Origin of the sequence: Polynucleobacter sp. MWH-Jannik1A5 (assembly GCF_018881795.1) — a bacterium.
Taxonomy (GTDB): domain Bacteria; phylum Pseudomonadota; class Gammaproteobacteria; order Burkholderiales; family Burkholderiaceae; genus Polynucleobacter.
Genome location: NZ_JACVPQ010000001.1, coordinates 85034 through 98392, shown reverse-complemented (window position 1 = coordinate 98392; position 13359 = coordinate 85034). Strand labels below are relative to the sequence as shown.

The following is a 13359-nucleotide window of genomic DNA, read 5'->3' as shown; positions in this document are numbered from 1 at the left end:
ATAAGGACATTATCATTAGCTTTAATGAATTTTGCTGATCGGTAGCGCATGGGAAGTTTTAAACAAGACATTAGGGAAATATTTTTAGGTCTTTCTGAGAGCGCTCAGGAGAAGTGGAGTGACTTCACCCAATTCTTACAAGAGGCTTGGCCACTATTACTTCTCTTACTGGCAATATTGATGGGTATCTGGTTGTATGCTGATCCCCCGCCGCCCAATCATGTTCAATTGGCTACAGGATCTGCCGGCGGATCCTATGAGGCCTTAGGCAAAAAGTACCAAGAATATTTTGCAAAGAAGGGCGTCACTCTGGAGCTTGTGCCGACCTTAGGGGCGCAAGAAAATATTGAACGCTTAGCGGATCGCAATGATCCTGTTCAGGCTGCCTTTGTGCAAGCAGGGGTGGCTCATGCTAAAGAAGTTAAGGGAGTCCAATCACTAGGAGCAATCGCCTACGATCCAGTATGGTTTTTTTATCGTGGCCCAGAAGTGAAGAATAGCGATCTAGAGGCGCACAGAGGAAATTTCAAATATTTCTCATCTAAGACTCTTTCTATTGGTGTGAAGGGCAGCGGCACTTACGCACAAGCATTTAAGATTTTAAAAATATCAGGATTTGAGCATCTTCCACAGTTCGTTTATTTACCTGGAGGAGAAGCAGTTAAGGCTCTACAAGCAGGAAAAATTGACGGTGCTTTTATCGTTGATGCTTTTGAAGCTCCTAATGTACAGGCGCTGCTTAATGACCCATCTGTGCATGTTGTCACCTTTAAGCGCGCCGAGGCCTATGTCAAGCTCATTCCCTACCTTCATATTTTGGACGTACCTCAGGGATCTTTTAATCTAGAACGCAATTTCCCTCCGCAAGATATGAAGTTACTTGCTACCACTACTAATCTATTGGTGGATGATCGGATGCATCCTGCAATTCAATTCCTCTTTCTAGAGGCTGCTCGAGAAATTAATGGTCGTGGTTCATTTTTCTCAGAGCGTGGAGAATTTCCTTCGTTCAAGGATTCGATATTGCCCGATAGTCCTATAGCAGTACATTACGAAAATAATCACTACCCACTGTTGTCGACCTATGTGCCGTTTTGGTTGGCTGAGCTGATAAATCGACTGGTCTTTATTCTGTTGCCATTTTGCGCTCTTGCATACCCAATCCTGCAATCGCTGCCTGGATATCGTACTAAGCGGATGCAAAATAAGATCAATCGTTTATATGGTTCCCTCAAAGCCTTGGAGCAAGAGTTGCTTGATGGTTTTAATGATGAACAGCGCGATGAATATCTGCAAAGACTGAACTTACTTGAGTACCAGGCGCTCAGAATCAAAATCTCCAAACGCATGTCAAGCGACTACTACACCTTGCGTACCAGCATTGATTACGTGCGCAATTGCTTGAATAGGGGCGAACATCCCTATGGTTACGAGGATTTAGGTGGCAATAACGATCCTATTTAGGCTCATAGGTATGTTTCGATATAGCTTGGGTATATGATCTAAAGAAATAAAAAAATTACATAAGCTATGAGACCATACGATCACCCCTCCAGAGCGTTATTGCATGAAGAGGTTCATGCGCGACCTCCCATTCCATTGTGGCCAAATGAGAGGGTGATTTCACAATCCTTTTTATTGGATGCCGCTTCTCGTCAACAGCAGATAGCATGGGTACAAAAACTCAGTAGCGCCTTGGGATGCACCCCCAGTCGTGATGACCACTCTTTTATGACGCTCCATTTAGCGCCAGAGCCCGAAAGAGTATTGGTGAAGTGGGAGTTGCATGGTGAATTCGCGACCATTGCAGTGATTGTTCATAATAAGACTAAGGTTAAGGAGCCTTTGCTCAAGTCAAGATTGGAAATTGAGCAAGATCTAAATTTACTGTTTAAAAATTTGGGATGTCCGACTATTTCTGAGTCTGGTGGCCAACGAATTTCTGCCTTAGATTTGGTTTTTGAACATCGCCCTTTATTTACTGAGGCGCTAGAAGTATCTGAAATTTTTAGCGGTAACACTGTACTGGGTAGTTACATTCTGTCGAGCAAAAAAGCGCAGTTATGGACTGACTTACAGCTAGAGCAAGACGGCTTTATTTCCTTCTTTATTCCGCATGATGTATTAGGTTCAAGACAATTGGGTCGTATAGCCAGAGGCTTAGCAGAGGCTGAAACCTATCGCATGGTTGCCATGGTTTCATTCCCTGTGGCTAAAAGTCTTTCTCTACCGCTAAGAGAGGCGGAGTCCGAGTTAGCCGCTTTATCTGAAAAAATCTCTCAGCTACAGGCTGAGTCTGGCGTTAATACCGAAAAAGATGGCTTATTTCTAGAGGAGCTCTCCCGACTGGCTTCCCGCATTGAGCAATGGATCTCGGGATATGGGCTGCGATTTACTGCTGCTGAGGCTTATAGCCAATTACTCTCAAAAAATTTACTTGAGCTAAATGAGACATCCATTCCTGGGGTGCAAACATTATCTGAGTTTATGGATCGACGTTTCCAACCTGCCATGGGTACTTGCATTTGGACTCAAAGACGTTTGCGCGAATTGTCGGATCGTATTTCTAGAACAACCCAAACCCTGAGAACTCGTATTGAGTTTGTTAACGAGCAGCAGACACAAAAATTGCTGGCTAGTATGGATCAGCGCGCTAGACTGCAGCTCAGACTTCAAGAAACAGTGGAGAGCTTGTCGGTGCTGGTGTTGACTTACTATGCTGTCGGTTTATTGGTTTACATCATGAAGGGTGGAAAAGAAGTAGGTCTTGCTATTCATCCTGAGATTGTTGCCGCTATAGCTGCTCCTATCATCGCTATTACATTCTTAATCATTAGTCGGCGTAGACGGCGTAGGCTGAAAGTTTAAATGCGCTGATGAAATAAAAAAGAGACCCGAGGGTCTCTTTTTTATTGACTGCAAAGGTTATTAGCCTAAGCTATCAGCCCAGATGTTGTGAGCCCAACCCCAAGCATAAACACCTTCTAATGTGGAAGGTGCAGGAGAAAGGCCTCCAGACCCTGGAACTGTTTTAAAGGTCTTCTCAGCTGCGTTGTATTGATGAACGCTGGCAACGTGAACCACTTCCTTGGAGTTCACAAAGCTGTAGCAAGTATTAGTTAACACTGGCGCAGGGTTCACTTCCCAACCACTGAGTTCTGCCACGATCGCTGCAGCAGCTACTTTGGCATGCTGGTTAGCCATGTGTCCAGACTTTGGCATTGCTGGCGCAATCTGAATCGCATCACCAAGTACGTGAATATCTTTACGTGCAGTGGATTCAAAATTGAGGAAGTTCACATTAGCCCAGCGACCATTAGAGTTTGCTAAGCCAGTTTTGATGGCGATTTCACCAGCGGCCATTTGTGGCAAGACATTAAGTACATCCGCCTTCACATCATCCTCAACTTCGAGTTTCAGTGTTCTGGTTTTGGCATCTACGCCAACCACATTGCTCTTTGGTCGGTACTCAATGATTCCAGCGTACTGCTCAGCCCAAACTTTTTTGAACAAGGCGCCCTTAGAGGTAACGTCTTGGTTAGCATCCAAAATGAGCACCTTGCCTCGAGGGTTGTTCTGCTTAAGGTAGTTAGCAACTTGACAAGCGCGCTCGTACGGTCCAGGAGGGCAGCGATACGGGGCTTCTGGAATGCTAATGGCAAAAGTACCGCCTTCACGCATTGCTGCAATTTGCTTATGAAGTGCGACTGTTTCTGGACCGGCTTTCCAAGCTTGCAGAGTAACGCCATCTTTATTTGCTTGTGCAAGACCTTCAATGCTCTTGAAGTTGAGTGATACGCCTGGGGATACAACCGCTTTGTCGTAACGCAAAGTTTTGCCAGAGGCCAGTTTTACAATTTTCTTATCTGGATCAATGCTACTCACGCTATCTTGAATAATCTTGATGCCATGACGTTTACTGAGTGTGTCATATGGTGAGGTGATTTCAGCCAGTGTGCGTGAACCACCAATCACTAGGTTAGACATTGGGCAAGAAATGAAAGAGGTATTAGGCTCAATCAATGTGACCTTAGCTGTGTTGTTGGAAAACAGGCGGAGATATTTAGCGGCAGTAGCACCGCCATATCCGCCACCAATCACCAGAATTTCTGCTTTTTGTAAATTAGCATGCGCTTGTCCAGAGAAGCCAGCCAATAAGCCAATTGCTGCTGCGCCTTGGCCAATAAAGTGTCTACGATCCATGATGGGCTTCCTTATTATTTCTTGCCAAGTTGATTGGCGATGGTTTCGAGTTGCTCGTCGGTATAGCCTTTAGCTAACTGCGGCATGATGGTGCCTTCACGTGCGCCAGACTTAAATGCTTTCATTTGAGTCAGAATTTGTTCGCTGGTGAGGTTATTAATTAATGGCATACCGCCATCAACTACACCTTTGCCATCCGTTCCGTGACAATTGGCGCAAGTGGCTGCAAGGCCACGTTTGTAAAGATTGCTGGCGTCTGCATTTTGGGCGAGGGCAGTGCCACTCCAGTGGCTAACGCCAATATAAATAGATGCTAGGATTGCGGGTTTTAAATACCTTGCTCGCATATAGTAGTTCTCCGTTCGGATTATTTCTTAGTAATAAATTGCAAATTCGTTTGTTGATATCTTAATCAAGAAAGTCTTGAAAATGGATATTCACATCAGATTCGTTTTTCATAAGCTCATTCAAAAATATAGCCATCAGCAGTTTTCCAGGGATTTCCTATAAGCCCTATAAACTATAGATATGCGTGGCTCATTTTCTTACCGTTCTGCCGTATTAATTCTCCTTTTAGGTGTATTTACCTATCTTTACGGCTTAGATAGTCGTTTTGCCCCTAAAAATGGTGACGAATATCCCTACATGCATATTGTGCGGATGACAGCTGATGCGGGGCATTGGTTACCGCTACAGTCTGAAATGGATGGCATTAAAAATACCAAGCCCCCGCTTATTTTTTGGCAGGGTATTGCTAGCACCTATTGGGCGTCTGATTGGACTTTAGCTAATTTGCGTTGGCCTAGCGTTTTATATACCGGCTTAACTGCTTTCTTCCTGTTTTTGGCAGTGCGTCGGTTTAGTGGCAAAACACAAACGGGATTATTGGCAGCGGTAGTCTGGCTCTCTTTTTTTGCGACATATCGCTATGGCCGTCCATTCCTAGCTGACCCTCCTGAAGTGTTTTGGATATCGCTCCCATTTTTGGCAATCTTATATTGGGGTAAGAGCGCTTTTGAATCGAGATTCTTTTTTCCGCTGATGGCGGGGGTGTGTTTTGGTTTGGCATTATTTGCAAAGTCGTTTGCGTATATTATTCCTGCTTCATTTGCCATGGGTCTTTACTACTGGCGTTGGCGGCAGTGGAGTATTCCTCAAGTAGTGATTCGGGATCTTTACAAGCTAATCTTGATGGCTGTACTTGCCTTGGGAGTATTCGCCTTATGGTTTGCCCTAGACCCATACCCTGAGGCGATCTGGCAGGAGTTTGTCCTTGGAGAAAACGCAGGCAAGTTTGCTGCCCGTCAATCGAGCTACATCATGGATTTACTTCGTGGTGGCGACAGCATCTGGTTGCTATTACTGACTACTATTGCAAATGCTGGTTTATTCAGCTTTGTTCTGATATCTACTTTGATGCAATGCTGGCGTACGCGTCGTTTTCTCAGTCTGGAAGAAGTTCTCTTGTTGTTATTGGTTGTGGCATTCTTGATTGTGTTTAGTTTGCCTAGTCAGCGCTCAGGTCGCTATCTGCTGCCTGTGATGCCAGCATTTGCTGCATTGATTGCTTTGTATTGGGATAAGTTGCCCTTGTGGGGATTTCGGATTGCCTTACTCTTGCAATTGCTGGTGATATCACTTTTGCTCTGGATTGGTGGCAATCTGCAGTTTTCCAATTTCATGAGTGATGCAGGTCAGTGGGCCTATTCCTATAGTCATTGGATCTTGATGGCGGGAAGCTTGCTGGCAATATTGGTTGGTTTGTTTAAATGTAGCCAAACTAAAACACTGGCATTGGCCGCCTGTTTTCTAGTCTATTGCGCGTTGACCAGTAGTCTTGCTCCCTTAGAGGGGGGTTTGGGGCGCTACTCTGCTGAGACCATCACCCAGTTACAAAGCAAGGATGTTTGGATTCCTTGTGATTACCGCGCCAAGGACGAAGAGTACCGTCTGCTCTTGCCAGGCGCTAAATTGCATGGCTACTTAGCCAAAGATGCTGGAGATGTTTCAGGCCTATCCGCCGCTTATCCTCTGGTTGCGGTACAGTCGCCTCTTGGTATTGCGCCTACGCTATGTGAATCCTGTCAGATTATTGGGAAGCGAATGGAGATGAGGGCACGCCACTCTAACGAAGAGATTGCAGAGATGTTGGCTGGAAATATTGGCAAACATCTGTTTGTAAATGAGTATTTAATTGCCACTCCAGCTGCTATGCCAGATGTATCAAATTTGAAGGATGTTTGTAGATGAGTCGGATTGTTGCACTCTGTTTTTTATTGCTTGCCGCTGTCTTGGGCTTTCTGCATATTGATAGTCGACCTGTATGGGCACCTTTTGCACTGCCCTCTGTATCTCCAGCGGAAGATCAGGTGGATGAGTCTGTAGTAAGTAAAAATAAAGCTCTGCCTAAGGTTGTTATTCCTGCGCCCCAATCCAACTGGTTACCAGACACTGGTGCTCCATCGGTGCATGCAGCATCCCTGATTGCCTTGAAGGATGGCGCGGTTCGGGCATTTTGGTTTGCAGGTAGTCGTGAAGGCGCTGCAGATGTTTCGATTTATAGCTCGGTATACGACTCGCATTCTGCCAATTGGAGTGCGCCTACGGTTGTAATGGATCGCATCAGTGCGGAGAAGGGGCTATCACGCTATATCGCCAAACTTGGCAACCCTGTACCGGTTAGATTGGCGGATGGACGTCTCCAATTGTTCTTCGTGACGGTTTCGATTGGCGGGTGGGCTGGTAGCTCTATCTCTGCAATCACATCTGATGACGAGGGATTGACTTGGAGTAAGCCGCAGCGCCTAATTAGCTCGCCCTTATTGAACTTAAGTACGCTTGTGAAATCCCCGAGCATCTCATTTACTGATGGCTTGTTGGGCTTGCCTGCCTATCATGAGTGGATAGGGCGCTTTGGTGAGTTTTTAAGAATCGATGCCGGTCAGGTGATTGATAAGCGTCGTATGAGCTCTGGCCGCAGTGCGATTCAGCCGCTGGTGTTTGTGAGCGACGCTCAAGATGCTAGCGCCTATTTTCGGCAAGCTCGCAGCGCAGGCCTGCCAAAACAAATACCAGTGAGTAAGACGCAAAATGCTGGCCAAACCTGGCAATGGTCTGAGGATTTAGCAATCGCCAATCCAAATTCTGCGGTTGCTGGAGTGGCTCTGAAGAGTGGCGCTCGTATCCTGGCTTTAAATAATATTGAAACTGGTCGCCATCGATTGGTTTTGATGATGAGCAACCCACAGTCAGGGCAGTGGCAAGTCATTGAGGTGCTGGAGGACGACGAGTCCTTAGCGGATGCGCAGCGAAAAGAATTTTCCTATCCATACTTAATTACCGTTAATGGCAACGACGCCCATTTGGTCTATACCTGGGATCGTAAAAAAATTCGCCATCGTTATTTTTCTGCTACTTGGTTAAAGCATGCTTTCAGCAAGATTGAGTCACAGGATCTGGAAACTAAAGACCAGGAGGTTCAGCAATGAATTCATTAATGCAAACCTTGGCTTTGATTGAGCTATCCATCACGACCTCAGTTATTTGTATTTGGGCATTGCAAAAATTCTCCCCAAATCCTTTTCCATTCGCCGTAAAGCTTTTCTTGGTTCTGTTAATCGGCAATGTATTGTTCTGGCCGCTAGGTCTAGGTATGGAATTACCTCTAGTAGCATATGTACGTGGCGTTACTGGTGATCTGAGTATCGTTTTAACTTTGCTGCTATGGAGTTCTTTGCTGCCTTCAAGCAAACCAACACCCATCGCCTTTAAATTCGCGATTGCCATCATCGCAATTGGTTTTTATCCATTTGCGCTAGGTTTAGGAATGCTTGACCCCTACGCATGGGGCTATGGATCAATGGCATTCTTAATAGCAGTGCTTGTATTTGCGGTAGTTTGTGCTTTGGCCAATTGGACTAAGGGCGTGTGGATTATTGCGATAGCCATCATTGCTTGGGCGGCTCATTGGCATGAGTCCACCAACCTTTGGGATTATTTGCTTGATCCGTTCTTAGCTATTTGGGCGCTAGTTGCCTTTATTGGAATGCTTTATAGAAGGCGCCGCGATAAAGCCCGCTCTGGATATTTATTTAGACCGGGTTAATAATCGTTGAAACGCAAAGTAGTGATTTGAGATGAGTTAAGCGATCTATTTACATAGGTCAATGCCGAGGCAGATATGAAACAGACAAGTCAGCAAAGTATTCCCGTATTGGGTAAATCAGCAGGATTCCTCGCCTTAGCAACAATTGCTTGTGGATCCCTTATGGCCGGGTGTGCAATGAATCCCGGTCCATATCAACCCAGTGGAAACTATTACCCTCAGCCTTATGATCAGAGTCAGGGTTATGCTCAAGATACAAGCTATAACGCTGGCCCACAAACCATTTCTTCAGAGCAATTGCAGTCATTGGTCTCAACCATAGCGCTATACCCTGACTCATTGCTCTCGCTGATGCTTTTAGCCTCAACCTATCCACTAGAAGTGGCAGAAGCCTATAACTGGCGAACCGACAATGCTGCGCTAAAGGGCGGTGACCTGCAAAATGCACTGAAGGCACAATCTTGGAACGACAGCGTGAAATCTCTCATGTCGTTTCCAAAAGCATTCAATATGATGGGCAGAAAATTACAGTGGACCCAAAATCTGGGGAATGCCTATAAGCTTCAAGCTGCAGACACTATGAAGGCAGTGCAAGTCCTCAGAAAAATGGCTGTAAAGGCTGGCACCCTGAAATCTAATCAGCAAATTACTGTCACTACTGATGCAGATGGCAATGTTTTGATTAGCCCAGCCAATACAAAAGTGGTTTATATCCCAAGCTATAACCCCACAGTGGTTTATGGGCCATGGCCTTACCCAGACTATCCGCCATACCCCATCTATGACCCAGCCTGGGGTTTGATGACTTTTGGTTTGGGATTTATGATCGGCGATGATTTTTGGACTTACCCCAATTGGAATAACGGCACGATTAACTCTACGACCATCAATTCATCCGGGCGCGTACCTTCTCGCCCAATTATCGGACCGGCAAATATTGCCAACCAGCAACGTTTGCTAAACGATTGGAAAAATAATGCAACACCAGGGGAGAGGGCAGCGGCAAGAGCCGATGGTCAGCGCGTTAATAACGCTTTTCAGAGAGACGCGACCCCTGAAGAAAGAAATCAAGCGGCACGTCTAAACCAAGAAGCGCGTAATGATGCTCAGATGGATAGAGCGAACCCAAATATATATCGCGAGGCAGCTCAAGAGAACGCGCTGCGGGATCAAGCGCGCTTTGATGGCAATCAAGATCGTTCACGCAACTTTGGCGCTAGTCGTCCAGGAGGATTTGGCGGTGGGGGCGGTGGTCATATGGGTGGATTTGGTGGTGGCCATATGGGTGGCTTTAGACGTTAATCTATTTTTAGAGAAAAGAATCATGAAAACTTTAGCTGTCACATTCCTATTTATTGCATCCACTCTTTCTGTTGCGCCTAGTGCATTTGCGCAAAAAGATCTCCCAGCGGATGATGCTAGTACCGCTGCATTTGTTGAGCTCTGCAAAAACCCTAATGATGAGCAGGGTCGTAGTTTTTGTTTTGGTTTCGGAGAGGGCGTATATCAAGGTTACTTGGCGAATCGCCCTGTGGATGCGAAGTCAGCTATCTGCTTTACAAACAAGAGCGAGACCCGCAGTGTGATCCTGCAAAAGTTCTTGGTGTGGACTAAGGCAAACCCTCAGTTCAATCAAGATCGCGCAGCCAAAACCTTAATGCGCTTCTTTACTGATCAGTACCCATGTAAATAAGTATTCAGCCCAATAAAAAAGCCAGCATTGCGCTGGCTTTTTTATTTATTGCAGTTAATGCTTAGTCTGGAATATTCGCCTTACGAATCACTGGACCCCAAACGTTGATCTCTTTTTCAAGATGATCTTTCAAGCCTTTGGCAGAAACCTTGTCTGCTGGAACGATGTCAATATTGGCATCTTCTAAACGCTTCTTCACATCAGGATTATTCAATGCTTTCTTCAAAGCAGCATTGATCTTATCCATGATTGGCTGTGGAGTGCCTTTTGGTGCGTAAACGCCGTGCCAAACTTTAACTTCGAAGCCTTTGAGGCCTTGTTCGTTCAAAGTTGGAACATTCGGAATCGCTGGCAAACGCTTCATGGTGGTTGTACCAAAAGCCTTTACACGACCATCCTTGATGTACGGAATAGTCTGAGTTGTTTGGTCGCACAAGAGGTCAACTTGACCACCCAACAGGTCTGTTAATGCAGGACCAGTTCCTTTGTAAGGAATGTTGGTAAGTTTTACGCCCAAACGGCTTTGGAACAACAGACCGCATAGCTGTGACACAGCGCCAGGACCAGCATTTGCCATGGTAACTTTTGAACCATTAGCACGGATGTAAGCCTCAAGTTCTTTAAAGTTGTTTGCTGGCAAATCTTTTTTACCCAATAACACCATTGGTACGTCAGCAACTTGGCCAACGTATTCAAAGCTGGTCATTGGATCGTATGGGAGCTTGTCATACAAGGCGTTAGCAGTAGCCATGCCCATGTGGTGAATATAGATGGTGTAGCCGTCTGGTGCAGCGCGTGCTACCTTGGTAGAGGCGATTGTGCCGCCAGCACCTGGAACGTTCTCAACAACCACAGTTTGGCCGAAGGCTTGACCCATTGGCACTGCAATTAAACGGGCGATAGAGTCAGTAGGGCCACCAGCTGCAAAGGGAACGACCAACTGAATTGATTTAGTAGGCCAGTCTTTTTGCGCAAGAGCGCTAGTGCTTAGAAATGCGCCAGCGGTTAATGCTGCAGCAATTCCTGAAAATAAAAATTTCTTCACTTTCAATTTGATCTCCATGTTGTTGTTATGTTTGTCAATTTTGCCACTTATAAAGCGTTTTTGTGTTGAAAGACCCTAGTGTTTACCAGTAATTGCTAGGGTTCTTTGGGCTAATAACACCACTGGCCTATCAATCATGCGACCATCCAGCTTTACGGCACCGCCTTTAGAGGCTTTATCTGCATCAATCACTCGCTGGGCCCATGCCAGTTCTTCTTCTGTAGGTGTAAACGCAGCAATGACGATGCCTACCTGCTTAGGATGAATACACAGTTTTCCGCCAAAACCCATGCGTTTTGCACGTTCTGCATCTTCTGCAATACGCTCAACATCATCTGTAGAGGGCGTAACCCCATCAATTGGAGGGGCAATTTGCGCCAGGCGTGAAGCTAAAACGATTTGGTAGCGAGCGGTTTGCAGTTCCGTTTCTTGGCGATCACAAACCATACCAAGGTCAGCCTGTAAATCTAAGTTGCCTAAAGCAAGGCGAATAACCTGATTGGAGTTGGCGATTTCTTTCAGCTGATCTAAGCCGACCGCAGTCTCAATCATGGGAATGATGGCGGTGTTAGGCAATATCAAAGCGGCGCCATTAATTTGATCGAGGGATTCGCTTTTAGGAATGAGTAGGCATGCCACTTGTAGTTCTTGCGCAAGAATGAGATCGGCCGCATAAAACTTACTGCCTGGTGAGTTCGTACGAATCACCAAACGTTTCTTTTGCTCAGCACTAAAGCTTGGCCAAGCAGTACGAATGGCATCGCGTGCGCTGACTTTATCTTCCTCGGCAACAGCATCTTCAAGATCTAATACAACACCACTGGCACCGCTATCAAGTGCTTTTATAAAACGCTCAGGACGAGTACCTGGAACAAATAAAAAGTTGGTGCTAAATCCTAAAGGTGTATCAAGTGGGTTCATAGGTTGGTATCTGCTTAATTCGAAGGAAGTAGAAAGCCTATCTTGGCTTGTTTGCGGATATTCCACAAGAGATCAATTGCTTTATTCATCTCAGCTGGGTTGGCGCCACCGCTGAAAGCGGCTAAACGCATTGCTTTGTCGGTAATTTCTGCGCGAGACAAGGTATTGCCAGGATCGCCCTTAGGTTCGTCTACGCGACCATCCAAGACTTGCCCGTTCTTTAAATGCACTTTGACTTTGCCGATCCAGCGTTGTGGATAAGCGCCATCGACTTCAGGATCTAAGGTCATAGAAACGCGCTCGCGGAATGCGCAGATCTCATCATCATGAAAGTGCTTGTCAAATTCTTGTAGGCCGGCAAATTGATAGTGAGCAACTAAAGCCAAGACTGTGCCCATAGAAAACTTCGATTGATGGACGGTAGCCGGATCAGTGACTGGCCCTAAAACATCGATAGCGCTCTGATGAACTAAAGTCTCGACCTTAGCGATATCGCTAGGGACTAATTTATTAGCCAACATTACTTGTAATAAAGCATCTGCAGCAGGGTGAGTATGGCGGCATGAGGCATAGTACTTAAAACTGGTTTCTGCTAAAGCCCAGCGACTGCCCAAACGATCTACGAGCTTACTTGGATCGCTATCGCTCGACATACCAGCAGCGAGACCTTGCTTGCCTTCCAGAATATGCTGTGCACCCGTAAAGCCAGCTTGGGCAATATAAGCAGACATCAAGCCGGTAGAGGCTGCATGTGCGGTGTGTAGTTGCTTTGAGTCGGCAGCATCACGCAGAAATTCCCAAAGACCAGCCGATTGTGTGCCTGCTGAACCAAAGGCGTTGAGCATTTGCTCTGGAGAAAGTTTCAGAAGTCTTCCAACTGCTGCAGCCGCTGCAAGAGTGCCGGCGGTGCCAGTGGTGTGAAACACTTTGTAATGAGAGCGACCTAAAAATTCGCCAACGCGAATGCCAACTTCATAGCCCGCTACTGCAGCAACCAATAATTCTTCGCCAGATGCACCAAGCGCTTGTGCACAAGCAAGTACCGGCGGAAATACTACTGTCGCCGGATGAAAGACTGAGCCATTGTGCACATCATCTTGTTCTGCAACATGGGATGCTGCCGCATTGGCCATTGCCGCTAAAAAGGGACTGGAGGTTTTGCGAGAAACCAGAATCTCAGATGGGCCAGCGTGTGCCGCATCAAACCCACCCATGTTCTGAGCAAATTGGGTAATGAGTTCAACCGGGCGCGAGCCTTTGCCGGCGATAGCAGAACCAAACCAATCTACCAATAAATCTTCGGCACGGTTCATGACATCGTTAGGGATGTCTGCAGCCTTGAGATTGGCTGCAAAGCTGGCGAGCTCACGAGAGAGGTGTTGAGTAGTCATA

At 46.2% G+C, this 13359-nt stretch carries 12 protein-coding genes; 7 read left to right on the top strand and 5 right to left on the bottom strand.

The window, feature by feature from the left end; genetic code table 11:
- Nucleotides 1-48 precede the first annotated feature (48 nt).
- Nucleotides 49-1464 carry a TAXI family TRAP transporter solute-binding subunit gene (locus tag ICN23_RS00420; RefSeq protein WP_216230431.1) on the top strand — a complete coding sequence of 472 codons (1416 nt, stop codon included), beginning with the start codon at nt 49-51 and terminating at the stop codon, nt 1462-1464.
- 66 nt (nt 1465-1530) lie between these two features.
- On the top strand, nt 1531-2868 hold the full coding sequence (locus ICN23_RS00415; protein WP_216230430.1) for a DUF3422 domain-containing protein: 1338 nt from the start codon (nt 1531-1533) through the stop codon (nt 2866-2868).
- A gap of 60 nt (nt 2869-2928) precedes the next feature.
- Here ICN23_RS00415 and ICN23_RS00410 read toward each other — a convergent pair whose 3' ends face one another.
- Nucleotides 2929-4203, bottom strand: coding sequence for an NAD(P)/FAD-dependent oxidoreductase (locus ICN23_RS00410; RefSeq protein ID WP_216230429.1), 1275 nt, complete (start codon nt 4201-4203; stop codon nt 2929-2931).
- Between the two features lie 14 nt (nt 4204-4217).
- The gene (locus tag ICN23_RS00405) at nt 4218-4550 is read right to left on the bottom strand and encodes a c-type cytochrome (RefSeq protein ID WP_216230428.1); all 333 of its coding nucleotides are present in this window, start codon (nt 4548-4550) and stop codon (nt 4218-4220) included.
- 181 nt (nt 4551-4731) lie between these two features.
- On the opposite strand from ICN23_RS00405, the gene ICN23_RS00400 reads away from it, so the two are divergent.
- The 5 genes from ICN23_RS00400 to ICN23_RS00380 all read left to right on the top strand — a co-directional run bounded on the left by ICN23_RS00400 (nt 4732) and on the right by ICN23_RS00380 (nt 10001).
- Nucleotides 4732-6453 (top strand): glycosyltransferase family 39 protein, encoded by a 1722-nt coding sequence (locus ICN23_RS00400; RefSeq protein WP_216230427.1) that lies wholly within the window; start codon nt 4732-4734, stop codon nt 6451-6453.
- Nucleotides 6450-7691, top strand: coding sequence for an exo-alpha-sialidase (locus ICN23_RS00395; protein WP_216230426.1), 1242 nt, complete (start codon nt 6450-6452; stop codon nt 7689-7691). The genes ICN23_RS00400 and ICN23_RS00395 overlap by 4 nt, the downstream gene beginning before the upstream one ends.
- A complete protein-coding gene (locus ICN23_RS00390) occupies nt 7688-8308 on the top strand; it encodes a hypothetical protein (RefSeq protein ID WP_216230425.1) in 621 nt (206 codons plus the stop codon). Before ICN23_RS00395 ends, ICN23_RS00390 begins: the two co-directional genes overlap by 4 nt.
- A 75-nt stretch (nt 8309-8383) precedes the next feature.
- Entirely contained in the window at nt 8384-9610 is a 1227-nt protein-coding gene (locus ICN23_RS00385) for a DUF3300 domain-containing protein (RefSeq protein WP_216230424.1), read from the top strand.
- Between the two features lie 22 nt (nt 9611-9632).
- Nucleotides 9633-10001, top strand: a complete 369-nt coding sequence (locus tag ICN23_RS00380; protein ID WP_216230423.1) for a Rap1a/Tai family immunity protein — start codon at nt 9633-9635, stop codon at nt 9999-10001.
- A 61-nt stretch (nt 10002-10062) separates the two neighbouring features.
- On the opposite strand, the gene ICN23_RS00375 is transcribed toward ICN23_RS00380, so the two are convergent.
- From ICN23_RS00375 to ICN23_RS00365, 3 genes are read right to left on the bottom strand one after another with little or no spacing between them, the layout of a single operon-like run.
- Nucleotides 10063-11064, bottom strand: coding sequence for a tripartite tricarboxylate transporter substrate binding protein (locus ICN23_RS00375; RefSeq protein ID WP_216230422.1), 1002 nt, complete (start codon nt 11062-11064; stop codon nt 10063-10065).
- A 57-nt stretch (nt 11065-11121) separates the two neighbouring features.
- Nucleotides 11122-11967, bottom strand: coding sequence for a CoA ester lyase (locus ICN23_RS00370; protein WP_216230421.1), 846 nt, complete (start codon nt 11965-11967; stop codon nt 11122-11124).
- Nucleotides 11968-11981: 14 nt separating this feature from the next.
- Complete coding sequence (locus tag ICN23_RS00365; protein WP_216230420.1) at nt 11982-13358, bottom strand: MmgE/PrpD family protein; 1377 nt, start codon at nt 13356-13358, stop codon at nt 11982-11984.
- Nucleotide 13359 lies beyond the last annotated feature (1 nt).

Excerpts from the sequence above, each read along its gene's own strand:
- ICN23_RS00420 (WP_216230431.1), top strand. The coding sequence starts at position 49 with ATGGGAAGTTTTAAACAAGACATTAGGGAAATATTTTTAGGTCTTTCT.
- ICN23_RS00415 (WP_216230430.1), top strand. The coding sequence starts at position 1,531 with ATGAGACCATACGATCACCCCTCCAGAGCGTTATTGCATGAAGAGGTT.
- ICN23_RS00410 (WP_216230429.1), bottom strand. The coding sequence starts at position 4,203 with ATGGATCGTAGACACTTTATTGGCCAAGGCGCAGCAGCAATTGGCTTA.
- ICN23_RS00405 (WP_216230428.1), bottom strand. The coding sequence starts at position 4,550 with ATGCGAGCAAGGTATTTAAAACCCGCAATCCTAGCATCTATTTATATT.
- ICN23_RS00400 (WP_216230427.1), top strand. The coding sequence starts at position 4,732 with ATGCGTGGCTCATTTTCTTACCGTTCTGCCGTATTAATTCTCCTTTTA.
- ICN23_RS00395 (WP_216230426.1), top strand. The coding sequence starts at position 6,450 with ATGAGTCGGATTGTTGCACTCTGTTTTTTATTGCTTGCCGCTGTCTTG.
- ICN23_RS00390 (WP_216230425.1), top strand. The coding sequence starts at position 7,688 with ATGAATTCATTAATGCAAACCTTGGCTTTGATTGAGCTATCCATCACG.
- ICN23_RS00385 (WP_216230424.1), top strand. The coding sequence starts at position 8,384 with ATGAAACAGACAAGTCAGCAAAGTATTCCCGTATTGGGTAAATCAGCA.
- ICN23_RS00380 (WP_216230423.1), top strand. The coding sequence starts at position 9,633 with ATGAAAACTTTAGCTGTCACATTCCTATTTATTGCATCCACTCTTTCT.
- ICN23_RS00375 (WP_216230422.1), bottom strand. The coding sequence starts at position 11,064 with ATGGAGATCAAATTGAAAGTGAAGAAATTTTTATTTTCAGGAATTGCT.
- ICN23_RS00370 (WP_216230421.1), bottom strand. The coding sequence starts at position 11,967 with ATGAACCCACTTGATACACCTTTAGGATTTAGCACCAACTTTTTATTT.
- ICN23_RS00365 (WP_216230420.1), bottom strand. The coding sequence starts at position 13,358 with ATGACTACTCAACACCTCTCTCGTGAGCTCGCCAGCTTTGCAGCCAAT.